Raw genomic sequence first — 25,122 nt, forward strand, 5'->3', positions numbered from 1 at the left:
TGACCTCGTTTATTTGTGAAACAGAAACTTTGTCATCCCGCAGGCAATCCTTGCAGACGGTACTGACCTGATGTTCCGGACTATAGAAATCCTCACCGTGAGCTGCATTGATAATTGTCATGGCAGCAACCTTTCCAATGTTTAGGCTTAAAACGAAATTAACCGAGCTGAATTTGCCTGAAATGAGGGGAATGAAATATGAGTTATCGTCTTGGCGTTGACGTCGGCGGAACATTTACTGACCTGCTGCTGATTAACGAAGAAAACGGTCAGACCTTTACAGCCAAAGTACCGTCCACCCCCCATGATTCCTCAGAAGGGGTACTCAATGGTATTGCCCGTATCTGTGAAGAGTCTGGTGTTGATCCAACACAAATCCACCGTGTAATGCACGGTACAACGGTTGCCACCAATGCGGTATTAACCGGTAAAGGCGCCAAAGTCGGTCTGGTCACCACAAAAGGTTACGAGCACACCTTGCAGGTTGCCCGCTCATTTTGCCCGGGCGGTCTTGGCGGCTGGGTCAGCTACGTGAAAAACCCGTTGCTGGCACCTCTTGAACTGACCATCGGCGCAGCTGAGCGGATGGACGCAAAAGGGAAAGTGGTATCAGACCTCGATGAAGCAGCGCTTAAAGCCGATCTCGAGACGCTCAAAGCCAAAGGTGAAGTAGAAGCACTCACCATCTGTTTCATCAATGCGTACGTCAATGATGAACACGAAAAACGTGCAAAAGTGATTGCTCAGGAAGTCTTCGGTGATATGCCGATTTCTCTGTCCAGCGAAGTCGTACCTGAAATGCAGGAATACGAGCGCACAGAGACCACGGTTGTGAACTCCTATGTACGTCCGGAAGTTGCCCGTTATGTGAATAACCTGCAGGCTGCACTGAAAGACCGTATGGGAGAAAACGTACAGCTTTCCATTCTGCGTTCTGACGGCGGTCTGGCTTCTGGCCGCGCTTCTGCAGAATCACCGGTAAACCTGCTGATGTCAGGTCCTGCCGGTGGCGTAACCGGTGCTATCTACTTCTGTAGCCGCGCCGGTTATGACGACATTCTGACCTTCGATATGGGCGGTACGTCAACAGACGTTGCCCTGATCCAGGGCTCTAAAGCTAAAGTACGCCGCGAGACCATTGTGGGTGATGTTCGCGTACGTGCACCATCAGTAGACGTTCGCACAGTAGGAGCAGGTGGCGGCTCGATTGCTTTCGTACCGGAATTAACCAAAGCACTCCGTGTCGGCCCTGAATCTGCCGGTGCTGTTCCCGGTCCTGCCGCATACATGAAAGGCGGTACGGAACCGACAGTATGTGACGCCAACGTGGTATTAGGCTACCTGCCATCTGATGTGCAACTGGGTGGTGCCATGGCCATTGATCGCGAAGCGGCTGTTACTGCGGTACAAAAAGTGGCAGACGCCATGGGTATCGACCTGATGGAAGCCGCTGAAGGTATCATCAAGATTGCCAACGAAGCCATGTTCGGTGCGCTGCGTCTGGTATCAGTAGAACAAGGTTACGACCCCCGTGATTTCGCGCTGGTGGGCTTTGGTGGTGCGGGTCCTCTGCATGCTAATGCACTGGGCATTCTGACCGATGCATGGCCGGTAATCGTGCCGCCGGGTCCCGGCGTATTGTGTGCATATGGTGATGCCACCACAGAAGTACAGGACGAAGCTGCCCGTACCTATCTGACACTGGCACAGAAAACCACCAAAGAAGCTCTGATGGCAGACCTGGAAGAACTTCGCAGTAAAGCCTCTGAATCACTGATTGCAGATGGTCTTTCTCCTGAGTCTCTGGAAGTCACTTATCAGGCTGATTTGCGCTATACCGGTCAGGCATTTGAAATTTCTGTCGACTTTACCCGTGATGACATTGAAGCCAACGGCCTTGCCGTGTTGACTGATTACTTCGATCAGGAGCACGAAAAACTGTTTACCTTCAAGCTGGGCGACGGCCATGAAATTCTGATGATCCGTGCCGTGGTCAAAGCCAAATCCGGCGATATTGCTGAACGCAAACTGGGTGAAGACACACTGACGCTGGCTGACTGTAAAGTACAGGATACCCGTTTCTTCTACGACGGCGCATGGCATGACGGTGCCATCTATGACCGCAGCAAGCTGCACCCTGCCATCGCAGTACCGGGCCCGGCCATTGTCAGCGAAATGGATTCGACCACCGTAGTTCTGCCCGGTTATCAGGCCAACATCGACCACGTTGGCAACCTCCTCATTAATCCCGTGAAATAACTAAGGGGTATCACTATGACTGCACAAATTATTGAAACCAACAGCACCCCGCTGAAACGGGTAGATGTAGACGGTGTGACTGTCGATATTATTGAAAACGCCCTGCGTAACGCCCGTGAAGAAATGGACGCTGTACTGTTCCGTACCGCGATGTCTCCGGGGATCCGTGAACAGGGTGACTGCTTCCCGCTTATCGCAGACCGTCACGGCAAAATGGTTGTCGGCCAGATGGGCTCTTTTATCACCGGTTTTACCAATGCGTATTCAGGCACGCTGGAAGAAGGCGACATTATTCTTACCAACGACCCGTACATGTGTAACGCAGCGATTTCGCACCTGAACGACTGGCTGGTACTGGTGCCGGTATTCAAAGACGGTCGTCATATTGCCTGGTCTGCCATGTTTGGTCACATGTCAGATAACGGCGGTATGGTACCCGGCTCCATGCCGATTCAGGCATCCACCATCTTCCAGGAAGGTGTGCGTATACCACCGGTGAAACTGTACAAGAAAGGCGTGCTGCAGGAAGAAGTGCTGGAGCTTATTCTGCACAACGTACGAACCCCGCAGTGGAACCGTTTCGACCTCAACGCCCTGGTCGCGGCCTGTAAAACCGCCGCTAAACGTTGTAACGAACTGGCAGTGCGCTTCGGTGATGATGTATTCGATTCCACGCTGGACATCATGCTGGAGCGGAACAAAAAAGCCATGGGCGAAATCATCAAGATGTTCATCCCTGAAGAGCCCCGCGAATTTGCCGACTATATTTGTGATGACGGTAAAGGCATGGGTCCTTACAAAATTAACTGTAAGATGTGGCGTGAAGGCGAGAAAGTTATCTTCGACTTCGACGGCACTGATCCCCAGGCACAGAGCTCTATCAACTTCTACCTGAACGAAGAAATGTTCAAAATGTTCTTCGGCTCATTCACCATTAACGTGGTAGATCCGCAAATCATTTTTAATGACGGTTTCTATGACCTGGTAGACGTACGCATTCCTGAGGGCACCCTGCTTAAACCTAAATATCCGGCGGCATTGTCTGGCCGTACCCACGCCCTGGGTCGTATCTTCGATATTCTGGGTGCATTGCTGGGTATGGGCGCACCGCAGGAACTGCTGAATGCAGCGGGTTTCTCTGACTCCCCTCACCTGTTCTACTCAGGTTATGACGACAAAGGCGAATGGTTCCAGCTATTCCAGATCGGCTTCGGTGGTATCCCGGGTCGTCCGGTAGGTGACGGACCGGACGGTCACTCTCTGTGGCCGGGCTTCACTAACGTACCGAATGAATTCATTGAGTCTTACTTCCCTATGCGTATTGAGACCTATGAAGTCATTCCTGATTCAGGCGGTGCTGGTCTGCATCGTGGTGGTCACGGTCTGTCTGTTGCTTACCGCTTCCTGTGTGACGGCCAGATCGCGATTCACGATGATCGCTGGCTGGTACACCCCTGGGGTGTTAACGGTGGCGAGCCTGGCATGCGTTCTACCAAGCGTATGGTTCGTGCCGACGGCACTGAAGAATGGCTGCCGTCTAAATGCGAAGATTTGAAAGTGAAAGCCGGAGACTTGCTGTACTTCAACACCTGGGGTGGCGGCGGCTGGGGCGACCCGTATCTGCGCGACCCTGCCATGGTTCTCACTGATTTCAATCGCGGTCTGGTAACTGTTGAAGGTGCAAAAGCCTACGGCGTAATCATCGAAAATGGTGCAGTTAATGAAGCAGCAACCACTGATTTGCGTGCAACTCTTACTGCAACCCGTGGTGAGGTAAGCATGTTCAACCACGGTGGCACCATTGAAGAAATCAAAGCACGTTGCCTGGAGGAAACCCATATTCCTGCGCCGGTAACGCCCACGTTCCAAAACGTGAAATAAGCCATTTTATTCCGCAGTTACACGCGGAGAAATGCAACAACTCATCGCCGGCTTTACGCCGGCGATGTTGCCTGATGGCAAACATCAGTTTCAGGAGATACACCACATGAGTTCCCCCAAAACCCTTTACGATAAACTTTGGGAAAGACGCTGCGTCAAACAAAATGACGACGGCACAGCATTAATTTACATCGACCGTCATATCGTACACGAAGTATCGTCTGCACAAGCCTTCGAAGGCCTTGTGGTTGCAGACAGAAAGCCATGGCGTACCAGTTCGGTTATCGCCACACCGGACCACAATGTACCGACCACAGACCGTGAAAAAGGTATAGACGGCATTGAAGATTCCACATCACGAATTCAGGTTAAAACCCTGGATGACAATTGCTCACGGTTCAACATTCCCGAATTTGCCCTCAACGATAAACGTCAGGGTATCGTGCACGTTATCGCTCCTGAACAGGGGTTGACTTTACCCGGTATGACCGTGGTGTGCGGTGACTCCCATACTGCGACTCATGGCGCTTTTGCTGCTCTTGGCGTGGGTATCGGCACCTCGGAAGTAGAACACGTTCTGGCTACCCAATGTCTGATTCAGCGCAAAGCGAAGAACTTCCTGATTAAGATTAACGGCACGTTGTCACCGGGTGTGACTGCCAAAGACATGGTGCTGTATGTGATCGGGCAAATCGGTACTGCAGCAGGTACCGGTTGTACCATCGAATTTGCCGGTACAGCCGTTCAGAACCTGACCATGGAAGGCCGTATGACCTTGTGTAACATGGCCATTGAAGCCGGTGCCCGTGCTGGTCTGGTGGCCTTTGATGCCACTACAGAAGCCTACGTGAAAAATAAGCGTTATGCGCCCAAAGGTGAGCAATGGGATCAGGCAGTCGCGGTCTGGCAAGCTCTGCACAGTGACGAAGGTGCAGTATTTGATATTGAGCGTCACTTCGACGCAGCCGATATCCAACCGCAAATCAGTTGGGGCACCTCACCTGAAATGGTGACCGGCGTGAACAACCCTGTACCGGACCCTGCGTCTTTTCCGCCGAACAAGTCTGAAGATTACCAGAAAGCGCTCAACTATATGGGTCTGAAGGCCGGTCAGCCCATGACAGATATTAAACTCGACCGTGTTTTTGTGGGTTCCTGCACCAATTCACGCATTGAAGACATCCGGGAAGTAGCGCGGGTAGTAAAAGGCCGCAAAGTGGCTGACACAATAAAGCAGGCACTGGTTGTGCCGGGGTCCGGACTGGTAAAAGCCCAGGCAGAAGCAGAAGGCCTGGATAAAATTATCACTGCGGCAGGATTTGAATGGCGCGAGCCCGGGTGCTCCATGTGTCTGGCCATGAACGCCGATCGCTTAATGCCAAAAGAACACTGTGCATCCACCTCGAACCGCAACTTTGAAGGTCGCCAGGGCATTGGCGGCCGCACACACCTGGTGAGTCCTGCAATGGCAGCTGCGGCGGCGATTGCCGGTCACTTCGTCGATGTAACACGGGAGGAATTTTAATATGCAGGCGTTTACCACTCATACCGGCACCGTGTTGCCGTTCGACAGAGCCAATGTGGATACCGATGCCATTTTGCCTAAACAATATCTCAAGTCGATAAAGAAATTTGGCTACGGAGACTGGCTGTTTGATGATTTGCGTTATCTCGATGAAGGTGATGCAGAAACCGAAACATCAACGCGCAGGAAGAATCCGGACTTTATCCTTAACAAACCGGGCTGTGGCGACAGCAGTATTTTGCTGGCGCAGGACAACTTTGGTTGCGGCTCAAGCCGTGAACATGCTGTGTGGGCGTTACGTGATTACGGCTTCCGCGTTGTGATTGCCCCCTCATTCGCCGACATCTTTTACAACAACTGTTTTAAGAACGGCATTTTGCCTGTCACCCTCCCACAGTCTGTTGTGGATTGCCTGTTTGCACTACGTAAAGACAGCAATTTCTCAATGACGGTTGATTTGGAGAAATGTGAAATCCGCACGGGAACCGGCGCAATATGGGAATTTAAAATCGACCCGTCACGCCGGCAGAACCTGCTGTCGGGTGATGATGAAATTTCTCTGACACTTCGGGAGTCTTCCCGTATTGCAGCTTTCGAGGCCACACTGAAAGCCAGTGAACCCTGGCTGTTTGCAGAGATTGACTGACAAAATTAAAACGCAGCAGAAAGATACCTGCTGCGTTTAATCTGTCAGAGATTATTGCCTGTAGGCAGCGATCCGCTTTGCAATATTGTCGCGGATATCGGCGTAAAAGAGACCGAACTCGTGATAGTGCATACTGCCCCCGAAGGATGGTGATAAATCCAGTGCAGGGTCGTAATCAACTATCAGGTAGCCACGCTCGCATCGCGCCGCTACTGCGCCTTTTACCAGTGCGTTCACCTTACCTTCTCCGGGGGCTCCGGGTACCGCACCTTTTGACGCACCCGCCGGCGCTTCAGGCTTGCTGGTGTCGAACGTTAACGGGTTTACGCATACAGCGTCCCGTCCTTCCTGAGTGTTGTAGGTATACGCATACCGCGACCCCGCGAACTGCGACATTTTATCAATATCCAGGTCTTTTGTGCCGGCGTTCCAGGCAAGCACACAGCCGGTTTGCTCAGGGGTACTGCACAGTGACAATGTTTTGTACGTGCGGCCGAAATCTCCCTGCATTAAATCAATCCCGATAATATATGCAGCAACCATTTTTTGTTGTACAGGCTTACCGTCGATGCGATCTTTCAGCAGCCAGTATGTCATTAGCGCGCCCTGGCTGTGCCCCGCAATGATAAAGGGCTTCCCCTTGTTCATGTGAGTCATGTAATAGTCAAACGCAGCAAGCACATCACTGTACGCCAGCCGGTAGGCTTTTCCGCCATCACCGGAAAGCGTAGGATCGCCCCCTGATTTGAAACTTGCCTGCCGGTACCTGGGTGCAATCACTGTGCAACAGTCGTTAAATACTGACGCCTGCCTTGCCATCACACTTACATCAGTCCAGTGATTTGTTGTCTCATCCGACAAGGTTTGATTCCAGACGCTTTTATCTTTTAAGGTCGTCGGGTGAATGTAAAATACATCAGTATTTTTTATTTCCGGATCAAAAGACAGCCCTTCAGGCACAGCCGCCGTAGCGCCTGGAGCACCGGGAAGTGCAGCCCAGTATGCCGGTTTAGCATAATCCGGAGCAGGTGGCGCATCAGCAGCGCTGAAAGCATTGCTGTCCTGCGCATTTAAAGCAGGTGCTATGAATAAAAATAAAACCGGAAGTACACACCGGATAGAAAAAGTTGCCATGTTGACTCCGTGAAATAAAAGCTATTTATACATAACAATAAAACAAAAAAATATGCAACGGCTGACAGTGAAAGAATCCCTGAGCCCCTTAAAATTACGGGATAACGGTGTCCTTTTTAGCAAATGTCAAATTTGCAAATAACGTTTTTGAGGAGTAACGATCTGGTTGAACGGGCAAAAATAAAAACCCAACCTTCTGATAAATTTGAATAAATATAAAAAAAAGTATGTATCTTTATTTTAAATAAGTGGTCAGGACACACTAATTTGAGAAAATCGCTTGCACAAAAGATAATCTCTATGCTTAATAGCCATAACAATATGTCATTAGCGTTAAAATAATAATCACACCGCTTATTAGGCCGTATTGTTGGAATTAAAACAGGCGTGTATTCCAATTGGAGTCACCCGAAAGAAAACCAATAAAAAGCAAGTGATACAGGGAAAAATTTAATGAGGCTCAATAAACTGACAGTAGCGGTTGCTCTGGCAACCAGCTCACTACATTCCATCGCGTCTGCGAACGAGACCATAGAAAAAATCACCGTTACATCACGGCAAGTTGAAGAAAGTATCCAGGAAATTCCGCTGGCAGTAACTGCACTGACTGGTGCTGATATTGAACAGGCAGGACTGGAAGATCTGCGGGATATTACCCATATGATTGCAGGGCTGCAGATGGACGGATATCCTGGCAAAGTATACACCACGCCGACCATTCGTGGTCTGGCACAGGTTTCCCGGAGTGATGACGAAAACAATACATCTATATTCATTGACGGCGTTTATGTATCCGGTCGTGACGGTCTGGATTCGAGCTTATTAGATCTGGAACGTATTGAGGTTGTTAAGGGACCTCAGGGTGCACTGTACGGTCGCAACAGCTATGCAGGTGCTATAAACTTTATCACCCGCAAAGCCAGTGATATTTTTGAATCTAAAGTCAGTGCTACGGTGGGCAATTACGGCAAAGTAAAGACCTCTCTGATGGTTACAGGTCCTATTGCCGACGGGTTATACTACCGTGCTAACATGACCTATGATGACTGGGACGGGGGTTACGAAAACAGTAACGACGGCTCTGACATTGGCGGCTACAAGTCTAACTTCTACAGCGGTTCATTACGGTACGATGGAACCGAGAATTTCGAAGCCAATCTGAATACCTATTACTCGGTAGATAAAATCGATGTGAATGCACAGGCCATTATAGATGGTAACTGTCAGTCGCCAACTTCTGCCATCTTCCCTGAAGGTTATACATTCCAACGTTACTGTGGTGAGGTACCCTCATTGGACCGTGACGACCCGGAAATCTGGACATTTACCACTGTAGCACCGCGCGGGGATCGGATGTTGAGCCGAACTAGCTTGAATATGACTTACGATTTTGCGACAACCCGCCTGACATCCATTACCGGTTACAACTATATGGAAATGTCAGCCGTTACCGATCAGGACCGTCAGCTTGAAGGTACTAACTACTGGCTGCCGGATTTCTCCGGTTTCGTTACACTGCCCTCTTATGTAGCTTTTGGTAATCAGCGCCATGCCGAATGGAGCCAGGAACTACGCCTGCACAATACTGATAAAAGTCAATTGCAATGGCTAGTCGGCGCTAGTTATTACGAACTTAAACGCGAGGTGCGTTCCTGGTTCGGTATTGACGACTCCAGCCTTGAAGAGGGTCAAACCGCGGTTTCATACTTCGCACCATTCACCGATTTATCCGACGGCTTTCCTTCAAACCTGTTTGATGAGCTGGCTAATTACGGCGGACTCACAGGCGACGGCACTAACCGCACTAAAACAGCAGCTGTTTACGGCTCTTTAACCTATGCAATTAACGACGAATGGACCGTTCGCGGCGAACTGCGCTTAACAGAAGAAACGAAAAGCCTGGTTGATCCGGTAACAGTAAGAGACCAGGAACAGGACTGGACCTTTGTTACACCACGGGCCTCAGTGGATTATCAGATGACACCGGATATTCTGTTCTATGGGTCTGTTGCACAAGGCGTAAAATCAGGAGGCTTTAATGCCCCTAACGCTTCTCTGCCAGAAGAATTCGAATCCTATGACGAAGAGAGCAACTGGACATACGAGATTGGTATGAAGTCAGACTGGCTAGATCAACGTTTACGGGTGAATACAGCTATCTTTGATGTGGAGATGGAAGGCATTCAAACCTCTTCTCAGATTGAAGGCACTACCATTTTCACCGTGCAGAATGCGGGTGAAGGACGCTCCAGAGGTTTTGAACTGGAAGTTGCCGGCGTACTCAATGAGCACCTTGAAGCAGGATTCGGGTATGCACTGGCAGACGCCAAATTTACTGATGCTGAAGACGGTAACCTTGCCTCACTGGTAGGCGTGATCGACGGCATTGATTCTGTATCCCTGGATGGTCAGCAATTGCCGCGTATGTCTAAGCATACTTTCAATGCGCAGATGATTTACCGTACGCAAGTTACTGCGGAAATGGAAGGTTATGCGCGTATCGACGGCCGCTATGAGTCGAAAAAGAAAGGTTCTAACCATGATGCCCTCGACTACGTCGGTGCACGTACTGTTGTGAATGCCAGCATTGGCGTGAACTCAGAACAATGGGAGGCGTCTTTGTGGGTAAGAAACCTGTTTGATAACGATACCCCGCTTATTGCCGGCAGTACACTGTTCCTCGGTGACTTTAACCGCTTACCTACAGTTGCCATGGGCGAACCAAGAACTTTCGGTATAACCGGTACTTACCACTTCTAATCTACTTTTCGAACGCCCCGTTCAAGGGGCGTTTTTCATTCTGCCTAAGCCTTTCACCTGCCTGAAAATCGAATACATTCGCTCATCTGCCAACAATCAGCGCTAGAGGGGCGAAGTCGATGGCATCCTGATTGATGACAAACTGTCATTCAGAGTATCTGCCGAACATTACGATAAAAAAGGTGCATGGGATAACGCCGGAGAAGATGGCGGGCGTATGGGCGATCAGCAAACAACCATGGCAAACGTTTATGTTCTTGCCCGCCCCACCGATGATCTGACTATAAAGCTGTTTGGCTTCATGTCAGAAGACAACAATGGCCCTGCTGCTTCAGCGTTTATTTCTGCCTACGATATCAATGATTTTACCGGCAACGTGGTTGTGCAGGGACAATCGAATTGCCTGATAAACGGCAACCCGTATTTCTGTTCTGTACCGGATAAAGCTGACCCGATCAGTTACTACACCTCAGCTTCTGAAGCATCCAAATTCAATACACTCACCACCTTACTTTATGTGGTACCGGATTCAGTCACGCCCGGCGGCGAGTTCAGCGATGCCTTATATTACTTCATGCGTGCCGATTATGTTTTTAAATCAGGTCAGTGGGTCAATCAGGCCAACTTCCTGAAAACAGGTGCAATTCAGAAAGTAAATATCAGAGCAGGTATTACTGTGGACAATATCGACATTCAGGTATTTGTTAACAATGCCTTTGAAGATACCGATTACACGACGGGTTACGATTAATTCGCATTCCAGTACGACTTTGCGTATTTCGGAAACAATTCCGGACTAGTCATGGGCCTGCCTGAACCCCGGACTTTCGGGTTGCAGGCGAAGTGGTCATTTTATTAAACCGCAGGTTTAACTTTACCAAATGCCATCCCTGCCCCGGCAAGGATGGCTTTCTTTCTTGTTCAATCTATAAACTCCCTTCACTCGCCTTATCAATTTAATTCATAAGCCTCTGATTTAAAGAACAACTCTTGAATCACCCTCACATAAATGTCATAAAAGCATATCATTTTTTGACAATAGTCATATTTAATTCTTGCTCCTGATGGTGAGATGAACAAAAGAAAAGCGATCAAAGAATCGCGATTTGCCACAACACGTTTTGAACAGGTAAGTAGGAAAAACATAATGACTCCAAGTACTCCACGCCAACTGGCTAAGTTCAGTCTGGTTGCTATCGCACTGAGCGCCGCTTTTTCTCCCGTTTCCGCTCAGGAAGCTGTCAGTGAAGACAGTATGCTAATCGAAAAAATAGAAGTGACCGCCAGGAAGCGTTCAGAAAGTTTACAGGAAGTGCCTATTGCCGTATCAGCAATGACATCTGAAAACATTGATAAGCAGGGCATCATTTCCGTTGGCGATTTACAGAATTTCACCCCGGGCCTGGTAATTTCCAATAACTATTCGGGCAAAGCAGACCGCTCAGTACAAACCTTCACCTTACGTGGCTTCACCCCTAGCAACGGTAATGAAGCCACTGCATCCATGTTTATTGATGGCGTACCGGTTTCTTCTACCACGGCTATTTCCTCTATCGGAAGTCCTGAACGGGTAGAGATCCTGCGCGGTCCTCAGGCTGCGTATTTCGGCCGTAATACCTTTGCCGGTGCTGTTAACATCGTCAACAAAACGCCTAATGAAGAATGGGCCGGGTCTGTGGATCTGACAGTAGGAAATTACGACTACTCACGCCTGCGCGGTGAAATTGAAGGTGTGATTGTTGAAGACAAATTATCCTTCCGCGCCACTGCAGAAACTTACGAGCGTGAAGGTGCCTGGGATAACAGTTACAGTGACGGCGGTACCCTTGGCGATCAGAAAACTACGATGGCAAATCTGTATCTCTACGCAACTCCCACAGACGACCTGACTCTTAAAGCTTTCGGGTTTTATTCCAGGGATGAAGATGGTCCCTCGGCTTCTGCGCTTATTTCTGCCTATTCACTTGATGAGTACAATTTAACTGGCCAGTCTAACTGCACCATGAACGGCAATCCCTATTTCTGTTCGGTACCTCAAAAAGCAGATCCTCTGGCTTATAACACGGCAGCCAGTGACAGCTTACAAGCACTGTTAAGTAACCCTGAGAACCGGCTGTCTTCCACCAGCCTGCTTGATGGCTATGGCCTGGGTCGTGAGTTCTACCACGCTCATCTGGTGGCGGACTGGGATGTCACCGACACCATCACGTTATCTTCACTGACCGGTTATAACAATGAAGAATGGATAGGCGTCAACGACATCGATCATTTTGCTTCTGACAGCTATTTCTACACCTACGTGGTCGACAAGAAAAATGAAGATGTATCCCAGGAATTCCGTTTAAGCTACGCAGGTGACGGCAAACTTAACGGCTCTGTAGGCGTAAGTTATCTGGATGCCAGCAAACAAAGTGCAACAGCGGGTGTTGTGGCAGGCTACACGCCGGCCAGTATCAATCCGCCGTCTGAAACCAAAGCGGAAACCATGGGCGTATTCTTCGGCCTGACCTACGATTTATCAGACGATACCACACTGAGCATGGAAGGCCGCTACCAGACTGATGAGTTGTCATCGCTGGACAATACCGGGACCGAACTGGCAAACGAAAAATTCACTAATTTCATGCCACGGATCATCGTTGATCATAAACTCAGCGACGATACCATGGCCTATGTCAGCTATTCAAAAGGTGTCAACCCGGGTTCTTTCAATTCCTATATTACCGGCTACAGTGCGTACATTCAGGAGCAACTTGCTGCTGAAGGCGTGGGCTTTGTCGTTCAGCCTGAAACGGTAAACAACTATGAAGTCGGGTTAAAAGGCTCACTCATCGACGGCTCAATGAATTACGCGCTGGCAGCTTATTACGCACAGTGGAATGATCAGATAAATCAGGCCGGCTATGTGTTCCAGGAAGATTCTGACGCACAGGCAGAAAACGTCGCCGTTTCTGTGAATGCCGGTCACGTAGACCTGTACGGTATCGAATTTGAATCCTACTGGATGGTTACCAGCGACCTGCGGGTGAATGCTTCTGCGGCGTATATCGGCTCAGACATTAACAGCTTCAAATCGAATAACCTGACCAATCTCACTGGGATCAGCGACTTCAGCGGTAAAGAGCAACCGGGTGTATCCAAGTATTCAGGAAACATCGGCTTACAGTACAACGGTGTAGTTGCTAATGAATATGAGTACTTCCTGCGTGGTGACTATATCTACAAATCCGGTATGTGGAGTAACGCTGCGAATATCGTAAAAACAGAGGCGATTCACAAAATGAATCTTCGCGCCGGTGTTTATATCGGTGATCTCGAACTGCAGGCCTATGCGGATAACCTGTTCGATAACGATGAATATACCTTTGCGTTCGACTATTACACTTTCAGCCCGACCTACCAGTACACAGGTGTTCAGTCGGCAATGCTGATGTCGTTACAGCAACCACGGACATTTGGTCTAAGAGCTAAATATTCGTTCTATTAATCAATCACTCCGGGCAGGTAGCTTTGCCTGCCCTTCTGGCCTGGCCCCCCCGTGGTTGATATTCAGCAAAAACACAAAAACATGATAATTCTCAATGCAGCCTTTCATTATCAGAGGCAGATTGGGATACATGACATCCGGATCCATCATCATTGCATTCAACGCAATTACAACGAGGAAGTGTGAATGATCACTTATAAAAAGTGGGTTAAGCCCGCTAAAACCGGGCAGAAAGCCGCATTAATTGCGACTTTTGTTGCCTCTTTGTTTACAGCGCAGGCTTCTGTGGCTGCCACCGGTACAAAATCAGATCAGACACCTGAATTTCTGACCACACTGGACTATAAAAATCCGGAATGGAACCGCGACACATACGCCCGCCTTGATGCCGATTTAGATCCAACAAAAGAAAAGGTTGGCTGGTTAAAAGGTAAAGTCTTCGGTGTACGCCCCAACGAGCAGATCCGTGAACTGTTTATCATGGAAGGCTTTAGCGTAACCCGCACCAAGCAACTGGAGGATGGCAGCATTCGTCGTATGCTCCGCGAGGTGGTGTTCTACAAAGACATCAAAACCGGTGAAATACTGAAAACATGGCACAATCCTTACACAGATGAAGATGTACGCGTTGTGCCTATTGCGAACGACCCTTACAACTTCACCATCAGTTCCTATGTGAATATCCCCAATGCCTACGAAGGCACAGACATGGGCAACAAGGCTAAACCTCCTTTCCTGCTGGACTGGACTGAAGGCCCGAATGACACCATTATTTTGAACACCGGTATCAATCTGTTTTACCCGAACCGCCTGCAACCCGAAAAATGGGTACGTGAGTCTGCGGGTAAATTTAACCGTGTGTCAGAACAGTTCATTTATGTATTCAAGAAATCTGACGTGCAGGACCCGAACAAAACCCACATTCCTGCTGTCGGCTCCTGGTCACGCATTACACCATGGCTTCCGTGGATGCTGATGGGTCAGGCTGAAGGTCACATCAGCTACTTCTCAACGTTTACCACGTTACCGGGCGGTATTGATGAATTACCTGAAGATATCCGTGAAGCGGCCCGTGCTATCGATCCTAAGTTCTTAAGTGCGCCCACCGAAGACTACGGTCCGAATGAGTCAAGCCTCGAAGCCTATGCTACCGAGCAGAAACCGGCACCGGTTCCTGAAGGCTGGACACCGCCTGAAGCACCTGCTGAACCTGTATTTCCGCCAAAGCGTTGAGATAATAAGAGGCGGTAATATTAAGTTACCGCTTCTGAATCAAAAAAGCCCTGCATTCTTGCAGGGCTTTCAGATGCAGCACTTAGTCCTGAATCACAACACCGCACATACGGTCTTCCACTCCAGATAATTATCCAGCGCCTGTTTACCGCTGTCCCGGCCATAGCCAGACATTTTCATACCGCCGATGGGAAGTGCAGCATCAAACATCGAATGACAGTTTATCCATACAGTGCCAGCATCGATTTGACGGGATAAACGATGAGCAGCAGATAAATCCTGTGTCCACACACTGGCAGCCAGACCGTAGTCGTTGTCGTTACACCAGGCCAGTGCTTCCTCAATGTCATCGTAAGGTTCTGCCACCAGCACAGGGCCAAATACTTCTTCACAATGAATGGGCATATCCGGTGTGGTATTAGTGATGACCGTTGGCGTGATGTAAGTGCCATTTTCACCGGTGCGAACGCCGCCGGTGATCACTTTTGCTCCACTGGCTTTGGCCTGTTCAATGAACTGCTCTATCTTCTTCGCCTGCTCAACAGACACAACTGGCCCCATTTGGGTTGCCTGATCAAGACCATGCCCAAGCTGCATGCCTGCGCCGTATTGCGCAATGCCTTCAACCACTTTGTCGAAAATTGAGCGGTGAATATAAGTACGTGAATTGGCTACACATACCTGACCACCATTGAAGAAGATGCCATTGGCAATGCCGGGGATAGCCAGCTCAAGGTCAGCATCCGGCAATACCAACGCCGGAGACTTCCCGCCTAACTCAAGGGTTACCCTGGTCAGGTGCTTTTTGCTGGCATCCACAATGGCACGGCCAGTGGCAGTGGAACCTGTGAAGGCAATTTTATCAACGCCTTTATGGCCGGTGAGTGCAGCACCGCAATTTGCGCCGTCACCGGTCACCACATTCAATACACCGGCAGGTACACCAGCCTCTGTAATCAGTTCGGCAAGGCGCAAGGCACTTAACGAAGTCAGTTCAGCAGGCTTATGTACAATAGTACACCCCGCGGCCAGTGCCGGAGCAAGTTTCATTGCCGTGAGAATAAGAGGAGAATTCCATGGCGTTACCGCAGCAACCACACCCACCGGCTGACGTTCAGTCCAGGCGTGCACCTGTTTACCCTCGGGCTGGTAATTGATGGAGGTATTGACGGTATTGCCATCAAGTGACAATGCCTGACCGGCAAAAAAGCGGAACTGATTAGCCGTTGCCGGAATTTCGGCCCAGCGGGCAACATAGTATGGCTTACCCTGGTCCAGCACTTCCAGCTCGCACAACTCATCCATATTCGCCTCAATTAGATCAGCAATACGGTTAAGTACGGCGCTTCTTTCAAGCGGTGTATAGGCTGCCCACGCACCTTTCAGTGCTGCACGGGCGGCATCCACTGCGGCATCAACGTCTTCTTCCGTAGCATTAGCAATGCGGGCCAGTAACTTGCCTGTGGCCGGATCGGTTGTTTCCAGATAACCTGATTTTGCAGGAGCCTGATAAGCCCCGTTGATATAGAGCTGTTTGTCCTGCACACAAGACAGCAACGCTTTAACATTTTCCGTTTGCGGTGCCGGCGTGGCACCGTCATTCACGACGATTTGTGACATGGTTGACTCCTCTGTTTTCATACAGATTAAAGTTGACCGGGAATGTGTGACGCCTGCTGTTCTGTGTACCAGTCAGCAATTTCTTCCCGGGTTGCCCACCATACGCCGGGCAGGGTTTTGGCATATTCAATGAATTCGCGGATAGCGCGGATGCGGTATGCACGGCCGGTGACGTGAGGATGCAAACCTACGTTCATGATCCGCGCTTGTTTCTCGCCTTCTTTATAGAGCTCATTCAGCTCTTCAATCAGAATGTCGCGATATTCATCTGTGGTGTGTCCACGGCGGGTAATGATGGTGAAGTCATTAATTTCATTGCTGTAAGGCACAGAAACAATAGGGCCACTGTCTGTTTTTATCATGTAGGGCTGGTCATCGTTCATGATATCGCAATAGAACTTATAGCCCTCTTCCGCCAGAATCTTCGGCGTATTCAACGTACCGCGCAGTGACGACGACAACCAGCCTTTCGGACGGCGGCCAACATGCTTTTCGTACATGTCGATGGAGCGGGAAATCACTTCCCGTTCTTTGGCTTCGTCATGAGCAAAGTTAGTCAGCAACTCACCTTGTTCATAGTTGTGGGTAATCAGCTCCCAACCGCGGTCAAGACAGGCTTGTACCATGGGGTTACGACGCTCAAATGTGACCGCATTGGTGGTACAGCTGGCTTTCACACCAAGCTCATCAAACAGGTCGTACATGCGCCAGATCCCAACGCGCTGACCGTATTCACGCCAGGTGAAATTCGGGTAATCAGGAATGTTACCGGGCAGTGTATCCGGTAATACAGCCGGGCCGCCGGCATAGTAAGGTGCATCGGTATCTTTAATCAGATCCCAGGTTTCCAGGTTAAAAGTCAGGATCAGCGCAACACGCTTGTCCTCAGGCCATTTTAACTGCCCACGCTGGCTAATCGGTACATAATCGTATTGCATCAAAGTTCCTCCAGTAGACGACCAAAACCGGACACTTTGTCGGTAATGCCGTTTGCACGCAGAGCATGCCAGTAAGTTGCCGTATTGATTGCGACAACCGGCTTATTGAGTTCCTGTTCAAGGCGACCTGCCAGACGGGCCATACACAGGTTGGTTCCTACCTGCAAAATGGCATCAACGTTATCGTCGTTCATCTGCTCCACCACCTCGCGAACCTGCTTATGGGTAATTTCAGCAATGGCTGTCCAGGTAGGCGCGCGGAAAGGATGGTCGGCAACGGTTTCAAAGCCGTAATCACTGAGGAAGTTACGTACTTCTGTGTTTGCAACAGGGTAGTAAGGTGACAGGAAAGCGACTTTCTTAATGCCACCAATGGCTTTAAAGGCTTCCACAACAGAAACCGAACCAATAGACGACTTCACACCGGCAACTTCTTCAATGTTGCTCTGCCATTGTTCAGCACCTTTGGCACCGCCATAAAATGTAATGGCAGACATGCCCATAACCAGATAATCCGGTGCGCAGGTCATCACACCGCGAACCGCATCTACGGTGCCTTGATCAATCAGCGCCGTCCCTTTAAGAAAGGTCTCGTCAGACAGTGCGTTTGCATTATCAACGATAATGCGGCTGTAGTGATTGGTTACACCAGCAGGACGCATTTCATCCATTTCCGGCTGTACGGTGGTGTTGGTCGACGGTCCTAAAACACCAAATTTTGCGCGGTAACCTAATACGTCAGTCATTATTGCCTCCTACACAATGCTTTTTTCAAGCTCAAGGCTTTGGTACATGGCCTGGCGGCGCAGGAAAGCCTTACGTTTAATATCGTCGTCGCGGGTATCTTTCATTTCCTGTAAACGCATGGCATGGTTTTCTTCAGGGCTGTGTTCCAGCAACTTTTTGTTCTGCATGGTCTGCGCCTGGATGAAGCTGTGCGTTACCGGGCGGCGCTGGCGATCATACAGTTCAAAGCGTTCGTCATCGTGACCTTCGGTGAGGTTGGCAGCAATTTTGTCGCACAGATTCCATGCATCATGAATACCGCTGTTCATACCGAAGCCGCCTAAAGGGTTGTTCATGTGGCAGGCATCGCCCACCAGGCACACGCGGCCAAAGTTAAACTGCTTCGCCACCCGCTGATGCACACGGTAAATGGTGCGGTGTTCTGTTTTAATGTCTTCACGGCCAATAAGGTCGCGGAACACCTGATTTTTCTTTTCATCCGACAACAGGTATTCGTCTGGCTGATCTTCCGGTGCGGGCACCAGAATGCGCCAGACACTGGGCACACGCAGCAGTACCATCCACTCTTTAGGATCTGAAACGTAGTTCACGTACTCAAGATCAGGGATGTAGTCTTTAAGCTCTGTTTTGGTAGACAGCGTGAGGAATTTCTCCGGGTAGGTGAAACCTTCAAACTCGACGCCCAGCCATTTGCGAATAATAGAGTTACCACCATCGGCCGCCACCAGATATTTGGCCTGCACTTTCTCAATGGCAAACGGGCCTTCCAGCGCCACTTCCACGCCATCTTCTGTCTGTTCAAAGTGAACCAGCCGGTGGTTAAATTTCACCTCGGCTTTCGGGTGGGCATCCAGCTTTTCTGCAATCATGCTGGCCAGCACATGCTGTTCGCATTGCAGCCGATATGGGAATTTTTCTTCCCCTTCCAGTTCAGACAAATCAAACTCAACGGTTTCGCCGCTTTCACGCTCACGGAAATGATATTTGGGCGCTTTCAGGCCTTTCTCGATGAGAGTTTCAGCAATACCAATTTCGTCCAGCATCTCCAGTGTTGGCGGGTGAAAGGTGGAAGCCCGCAAGTCGATGGCACAATTCGGACCCGCTTCACACAGCAATACATCAAATCCCATGGTTGCCAGCCGATACGCTGCTACTGTACCTACCGGTCCGGCACCGGCTACGATTACCTGAGTTTTTTTCATAGTTTATTTACCTTATTTCTTCTGCACTACCGGGACTTTCCGTGCAATGCATTTGCAGGGTTCACTGACGCGCAGACAGTCGGGCTGTTACTGCTTTTGTTTCCAGATAAGCGTCAAGTCCTTCACGGCCAAATTCCCGGCCCCAGCCGGATTGTCCGTAACCTCCGAACGGAATATTGGTTCCGATGGCGCCGTGGCAGTTCACCGATACCTGACCTGCGCGAATACGCGCGACCAGAGCGTGAGCAGTACTGAGACTTTCAGTCCAGACACTGCCCGACAGGCCATACTCGGTGTCGTTTGCCATGGCGGCGATCTCGTCAAGATTGGTAGTACTGAATGACTGAATAGCCATGACCGGGCCAAAGATTTCTTCTCTGACAATGGCCATGTCTCTGTGGCATCCGGTGAAAATCGCGGGCTCAACAAAATGTCCGTTACCCGCCAGCGGGCGGCCGCCGTAAACCAGCTTCGCGCCTTCTTCCTGACCTTTGCTGATATAGCCGAGCACCTTTTCTTTGTGGCCGGCAGAGATGAGTGGGCCGAGGAAGGTTTCCGGCTCCAGACCATGACCAATTTTGAGCGATGAGGTAAATGCAATAAGCTTCTCTACCACCTCATCATGCAGACTTTCATGGATAAAAATGCGGGTGCCGGCCATGCAGTTTTGTCCCTGCAGGAAGAATGTCGCCAGCGCAATGCCAGGGACGACAAGCTCCACATCGGCGTCGGGCATCACCACCACCGGGGATTTTCCGCCCAGCTCCAGCGACACCTTTTTAAGGTTACCCATAGCGGCAGATATCACCTTGCGGCCTGTGGCGGTAGAGCCGGTAAATGATACTTTGTCCACATCAGGATGAGCTGACAACCGAGCACCGGCATCGTGGCCATAACCATTTACAATATTCACAACACCATCAGGGAAGCCGGTTTCTTTGAGTAACTGCCCGAGCAATAAAATGGACAGAGGCGTTTCTTCCGATGGCTTCACAACAACCGTGCACCCTGCTGCAAGGGCAGGCGCCAGTTTTAAAACGGCGGTAGAAATGGGTACGTTCCACGGCACAATGAGTCCGGCAACACCTACCGGCTCTTTCAGCGTATAGGTAAGCGCTTCGGCTTCCATTGCAACATGTCTGGGAGGCTGGGTCGTGGTACCTTCGATGTGTTGAGCACAACCGGCGTAGTAGTCGAACATCTCACTGATATTTTCAACAGTCAGTGCAGCAATAAACCGGGGCATGCCGTTGTCGAGCACTTCCAGTTCGGTAAACACTTCTGCATGCGCTGCAATTGCAACGGCTAACTTTTTCAGTAACTTTGCACGCTCGAAATGAGAAAGTAACGACCAGGGACCGTTAAACGCCGCTCTTGCCGCCTTTACTGCATTATCAATATCATCTTCCGTGCCGGTACATACCGTAGCCAACTTCTCAGCGGTAGCAGGGTCGTAACTGTTCAACGTATTACCCTTCACGCCTTCTGTATGTTCGCCATTGATCAGCAGTTTATGGGGCTGAGATAAAAAGGCCTTCGTCGCGTCTGATACATGTGCAATGCCTGACCAGGAAGGATCTAAAATGTCGCTTTGCATGGCTGTCTCCAAATCCGGTGCAAAAGCGCGGGTCTGAGTAGTGCTTTTGCTCGTGGGATTCACCTTATAGCCAATGTCTGTGCCCCTCTATGACAAATATCAATCGCCCGGTCTGAACTGTTTTTTACTCGTCTGCGCCCCACCAGCCACGTGAAACCCGGCACTTGTTTTTGATTTATGTCATTGCAGGACAAATTGTTATATACCTAACTAAATACAATGAAATCGCGTGCTGGCTGTTTTTCTGTACCTCAGGTTGTCCAGAAAAAGACTTTACACATATCACCTTAAACTAGGTCAAATGCTCTGGTGTGGACGAAAACGATGACTACTATGACCCCGCCGCCTGTTTCGGCACTAATCCGCAGCGCTTTATTTGTTCGCGACCGGAAGCGCTCAAAACAGTTTTATCAGGCGCTGGGTTTAACAAACTTGTATTTCGAAGGCGTGTTATCTCACCCTTCAGCCAGTGAAGTACTGGGGCTTAGTGAACACCGGCCTTACGAAGTCAGCATTGTTAAAAGTGAAGGCCCGAATTTCGGCATGGTGGGCCTTTTCGAAATAGCCCGCTCAAACACGGATGAACCGGTGCGAAGTGGCCCTGCCCGGTGCGGAGAAAGTGCGCTGGTTTTCTATGTGGACGATTTAGATATTGTTTTGCCGGCGCTCCGTGATGCCGGCGCCATCTGGACTGGCACAGCGGTCACATTCGAACTGGGACACTTTTGTCAGCGTGAAATATGCTTGCGGGATCCTGACGGTTTTCTGCTTAATCTGGTGGAAAGACCGCCCTCCGGGCAATTGCAAAGCGGCCCTGAAATGGAATTTACGCCACTGGATTGAACTGCGGCTTACGCGGCATTAACGCACGGCATCCAGCAACAGGTTACCACTCTTCCAGCCAGCCATGAGATCCAGCAGCGCAATTTGCAGTTCAGAGACTGTGAGCTCGCCACGTCCCTGACTAATACATACTTCTTCCCTGCGATACCAGGGGGAGAATAAATAGCTGTCCCGCAAGTAATACCAGGCGGTCTGAAAATGGGCGCCTGAGGATTCCGGCGTGAGGTCCGGCGCTTTCGCCAGAGCAACATCCGTATCATCATCGAAGTGCAGCTTACCCAGTGCAATACCGGCATGGTCAGGTACAAACAATACGTCGGTCTGCACTCCTTGTGGCTTACAGCGGGCAAATTCACCGGCCAGATAGCCACTGCGCCCAACAAACACCAGTTCGATATGCGGTGTTTTCAAAGTCTCAATCAATGTAACCAGTGTCTTTGCCGTTTCTGCAGCTGACAGCGGTTCGCCGGCCGTGTAACCGTGCCCGGGTAGATCCGGGGCAATGACGAAATGATTTTCAGATAAATCACTGATTAACTCTCTGCATTGCCGGACACTCTGAAAAAGATCATGCACCACCAGCACGGGGGTAGCTTGCGGGTCTCCGCTGAATTCACAATACAGCCCGGTCTTTCCGGCGCGGATAAACTGACGTTCGGGATGAGAGTTTTTTGCCACAGGGTCTGCCGGCAGGCTCACATTCGCACAACGCTCGTAAATGAACGCAATGGTCTCTTGCGGAATCGCCGGGTAGTCTTCAGTTATCGTCACAGAAACGTTTGCCGGAAGCGGCGGGTAATGGGGCACGTAATGCACCAGTGCGTCCGGTTTGGCCACAATCAGCATTGCCGGTACAGATAAGGCGCTGACGTCCGGCGATATATCGTAATCCAGAACAGCACGATAACCGGTTTGATAATGCTCGCCCGCCATAAGAATTTCCAGCGCACTTTCATGCATTTCTTCCACACTGGCGGGCCAGTGAATACGATGCTCCGGTGACTGTTTATACCAGGGATAGTAACAATGCTGATCGCGAATTCTGGACCACACCCCGGCAAGGTGTTCACCCGTCCGGGAAGGCGGAAATTGCGGAAAATAATGCGCGACCAGTTCGTCTCTTGTGGCCTGATCGTTAATTAAAATACCGTTTGCCACCAGTCCGCTTACGCGATCAGGATAGCGGGCGGCCAGCCTGACTCCGAATATCGCCCCGGAATGGCTGCCAAATACCACCGGCGCATCCAGAGACAAGGCATCAAATAAGGCAATGAGCGCATCAACAAAATCATCGATGGTTGCCTTCGTGTCTGCAAGAGGTACAGACAAGCCGTAGCCTGGCGTGTCGGGGGCGAAAACACTGAAGTGGGGCGCAAGCTGACGCATAAACGGCTCAAGTTCAGCAGAACTCTTTGGCGACTGATGTATTAACACCACAGGCTGACCTTTGCCTGCAAGCCGGTAATGCACAGTGCGATCTGCAACCTGCACAAAATGACGGGTAATCACTCCCCTGTCAGCGACCGTCATGCTTTATCACCGAATCCCAGATTAGCCGGTGCCAGAATACCTTTATCATCCACATGGGCCTTCAGTGCGTCGACCATATTTAATGTGACCGGTTGCAACCGGTCACGATAAGGGTAAGCCTTACCCAACTGGAAGTTAATCGCGCCGTGTTTCACAAATAAATCCGTCAGCGCGCTTTTAAGTTCATGCACATATTTGCGGGCAATGTGATTTGCCGGATAGACAGGCAATTTACTCAGGTAGTCCGCTGGCACAACCTGTCTGTGATAATCAGTAATTTCATCTGGCCAGTACAGCGCTATTTCGTACAGAAAGCCCGAAGACGCTACGGTAGCAAACATACCACCGTACCAGATCCCCAGTTCGTCCATCTTATTTTTGCGGGCCGCATAAAAAGCTTCCAGCTCTTTGTGAAAAGTCGCAACGGCAGAATGGGGAAGAATACCGTGAAGGGGGACCCAGCGCTCACCGGCAGGCCCCAGGGTGTTGTAAAACGGTGCGAAGGGCATGCCTCTGACTACCGCAGGCACTGTGGCCGGAATTTCCTGACCGAATGACTGGTTAATTTCACGGATACGGTGGATACGACTTTTCGCTTCCGCATCATTCACCCCTTCAACAATGTAGTGCGTCATGTAAGGTGACTGACTGATGACCTTGCGGGCAGATACCGCAGACGTGACCAGTTGTTTTATACCTGACCACAACGACGGCGAACTTTTCAGGATCGACAGTGCCATTTTAACGACCTGTCCCGCGTTATCCTGTCGTGCAATTTGGCCCTGAGATAATGCGCCATCAAGGGAAAAATGCGTGTCTTCCAGTCTTTCCAGCGAAATGCGTCGCATGGACTCATGCATGGTTTCAAAATCGTTAAAAGCAAAGGAAACAGTCTGGTGCGCAGGACGTGGCCTTATCAGCGGGAGTGTAACGGTGGCTTTTACACCAAGGGCGCTACAGTCGCCGGTAAACAATCCGGTCAGATCCGGGCCGAAATGACGGCAAAATGGCGTGCTGCCTGCACCTGCAGAACCTGTATCCAGTAAATCACCGTTAGCCAGTACCACTTTAACCGCCTGCACACTTTGTGCAGAAATGCCGTATGCGCCTGAACCGTGACTAATTGTATTTTGTGACACTGAACCACCCACGGTAGCGTGCATTCCTGAAAATGGTCCCCAGAATGGGGTCCGCCAGCCTTTTTCCGCCAGTGTGTCTTTCAGTACTGCCCAGGTCACCCCTGCTTCTACAGTGACGTAAGCGTCCTGTTCATTGATTTCGAGGATCCGGTCCATCTTGCTCATATCCAGCAAAATCTGCGGGCCATTTTCAATCAGATAACCGTCGGTATAAGAAGCACCACCACCGCGTATGGACACCCCAACTTGCTCTTTGTAGCACACGCGCATGACCGCCTGCAGCTGCTCTGTACCACGGATGGTAACCACTGCAACCGGAGATGCTTTCTGACGATAAACGTCGGTATATAAATGTCTCGCCCGGGATGCATCCATGACATTCTCAGCCCCTGCCGCATGACGTATTTCATCGACAAAATTGTCCGATTTCAGAGTTTGCGCAGGCGCTTCTGCAGGCGTAGTGATCGTCATAAAAAACCTTGTTTGCTGATTTTGTATTTCTCGTTTGCGGGTGCCGGAGCATCTGCGTGTATGCCAGCAAACATACTACTTTGCGGCGCGCGGCGTCTTTGACAATTGTC

17 protein-coding genes are annotated in these 25,122 nt (G+C 50.2%); 9 read left to right on the plus strand and 8 right to left on the minus strand.

The features are described 5' to 3' along the window. Nucleotides 1-198 precede the first annotated feature (198 nt). The 4 genes from ACXAGR_RS08590 (at nt 199) to leuD (ending at nt 6,311) form a co-directional block, all read left to right on the plus strand. Nucleotides 199-2,259, plus strand: a complete 2,061-nt coding sequence (locus tag ACXAGR_RS08590; RefSeq protein ID WP_474844043.1) for a hydantoinase/oxoprolinase family protein — start codon at nt 199-201, stop codon at nt 2,257-2,259. 15 nt (nt 2,260-2,274) lie between these two features. After that, complete coding sequence (locus tag ACXAGR_RS08595) at nt 2,275-4,140, plus strand: hydantoinase B/oxoprolinase family protein (RefSeq protein ID WP_474844044.1); 1,866 nt, start codon at nt 2,275-2,277, stop codon at nt 4,138-4,140. 106 nt (nt 4,141-4,246) lie between these two features. Further along, nucleotides 4,247-5,665, plus strand: a complete 1,419-nt coding sequence (gene leuC, locus ACXAGR_RS08600) for a 3-isopropylmalate dehydratase large subunit (protein WP_474849495.1) — start codon at nt 4,247-4,249, stop codon at nt 5,663-5,665. A 1-nt stretch (nt 5,666) separates the two neighbouring features. Then, complete coding sequence (gene leuD / locus ACXAGR_RS08605) at nt 5,667-6,311, plus strand: 3-isopropylmalate dehydratase small subunit (RefSeq protein WP_474849341.1); 645 nt, start codon at nt 5,667-5,669, stop codon at nt 6,309-6,311. A gap of 51 nt (nt 6,312-6,362) precedes the next feature. On the opposite strand, the gene ACXAGR_RS08610 is transcribed toward leuD, so the two are convergent. Further along, the gene (locus ACXAGR_RS08610) at nt 6,363-7,445 is read right to left on the minus strand and encodes a DUF3089 domain-containing protein (protein WP_474849343.1); all 1,083 of its coding nucleotides are present in this window, start codon (nt 7,443-7,445) and stop codon (nt 6,363-6,365) included. 453 nt (nt 7,446-7,898) lie between these two features. Here ACXAGR_RS08610 and ACXAGR_RS08615 point away from each other — a divergent pair, with 453 nt between their 5' ends. The 4 genes from ACXAGR_RS08615 to ACXAGR_RS08630 all read left to right on the plus strand — a co-directional run bounded on the left by ACXAGR_RS08615 (nt 7,899) and on the right by ACXAGR_RS08630 (nt 14,925). Further along, nucleotides 7,899-10,205: a TonB-dependent receptor gene (locus ACXAGR_RS08615; RefSeq protein ID WP_474844048.1), complete on the plus strand. Its 2,307-nt coding sequence runs from the start codon at nt 7,899-7,901 to the stop codon at nt 10,203-10,205. A 217-nt stretch (nt 10,206-10,422) separates the two neighbouring features. Next, entirely contained in the window at nt 10,423-10,956 is a 534-nt protein-coding gene (locus ACXAGR_RS08620; RefSeq protein ID WP_474849345.1) for a hypothetical protein, read from the plus strand. 396 nt (nt 10,957-11,352) lie between these two features. Continuing rightward, entirely contained in the window at nt 11,353-13,692 is a 2,340-nt protein-coding gene (locus ACXAGR_RS08625) for a TonB-dependent receptor (protein ID WP_474849347.1), read from the plus strand. Nucleotides 13,693-13,878: 186 nt separating this feature from the next. Next, nucleotides 13,879-14,925 carry a DUF1838 family protein gene (locus ACXAGR_RS08630; protein ID WP_303573250.1) on the plus strand — a complete coding sequence of 349 codons (1,047 nt, stop codon included), beginning with the start codon at nt 13,879-13,881 and terminating at the stop codon, nt 14,923-14,925. 93 nt (nt 14,926-15,018) lie between these two features. Here ACXAGR_RS08630 and ACXAGR_RS08635 read toward each other — a convergent pair whose 3' ends face one another. From ACXAGR_RS08635 to ACXAGR_RS08655, 5 genes are all read right to left on the minus strand, one after another. Next, on the minus strand, nt 15,019-16,545 hold the full coding sequence (locus ACXAGR_RS08635) for an aldehyde dehydrogenase family protein (protein WP_474844051.1): 1,527 nt from the start codon (nt 16,543-16,545) through the stop codon (nt 15,019-15,021). A gap of 26 nt (nt 16,546-16,571) precedes the next feature. Next, nucleotides 16,572-17,483, minus strand: a complete 912-nt coding sequence (locus ACXAGR_RS08640) for a polysaccharide deacetylase family protein (RefSeq protein ID WP_474823988.1) — start codon at nt 17,481-17,483, stop codon at nt 16,572-16,574. Beyond that, the gene (locus ACXAGR_RS08645; RefSeq protein WP_474823990.1) at nt 17,483-18,229 is read right to left on the minus strand and encodes a maleate cis-trans isomerase family protein; all 747 of its coding nucleotides are present in this window, start codon (nt 18,227-18,229) and stop codon (nt 17,483-17,485) included. The genes ACXAGR_RS08640 and ACXAGR_RS08645 overlap by 1 nt, the downstream gene beginning before the upstream one ends. 9 nt (nt 18,230-18,238) lie before the next feature. Then, nucleotides 18,239-19,432 (minus strand): FAD-dependent oxidoreductase, encoded by a 1,194-nt coding sequence (locus tag ACXAGR_RS08650; protein WP_474849349.1) that lies wholly within the window; start codon nt 19,430-19,432, stop codon nt 18,239-18,241. 61 nt (nt 19,433-19,493) lie between these two features. Beyond that, entirely contained in the window at nt 19,494-21,029 is a 1,536-nt protein-coding gene (locus ACXAGR_RS08655; protein ID WP_474849351.1) for an aldehyde dehydrogenase family protein, read from the minus strand. Nucleotides 21,030-21,353: 324 nt separating this feature from the next. Between ACXAGR_RS08655 and ACXAGR_RS08660 the strand changes: the two genes are divergently transcribed. Then, on the plus strand, nt 21,354-21,872 hold the full coding sequence (locus ACXAGR_RS08660; RefSeq protein ID WP_474844053.1) for a VOC family protein: 519 nt from the start codon (nt 21,354-21,356) through the stop codon (nt 21,870-21,872). 18 nt (nt 21,873-21,890) lie between these two features. Here the strand turns inward: ACXAGR_RS08660 and ACXAGR_RS08665 are convergent, their stop codons facing one another. Together ACXAGR_RS08665 and ACXAGR_RS08670 are read right to left on the minus strand one after the other, a co-directional pair. Next, nucleotides 21,891-23,402, minus strand: a complete 1,512-nt coding sequence (locus ACXAGR_RS08665; protein WP_474849353.1) for an alpha/beta fold hydrolase — start codon at nt 23,400-23,402, stop codon at nt 21,891-21,893. Continuing rightward, on the minus strand, nt 23,399-25,012 hold the full coding sequence (locus ACXAGR_RS08670; RefSeq protein ID WP_474844055.1) for an FAD-binding oxidoreductase: 1,614 nt from the start codon (nt 25,010-25,012) through the stop codon (nt 23,399-23,401). The genes ACXAGR_RS08665 and ACXAGR_RS08670 overlap by 4 nt, the downstream gene beginning before the upstream one ends. Nucleotides 25,013-25,122 lie beyond the last annotated feature (110 nt).

This window comes from Alteromonas sp. ABH4_457, assembly GCF_056160625.1.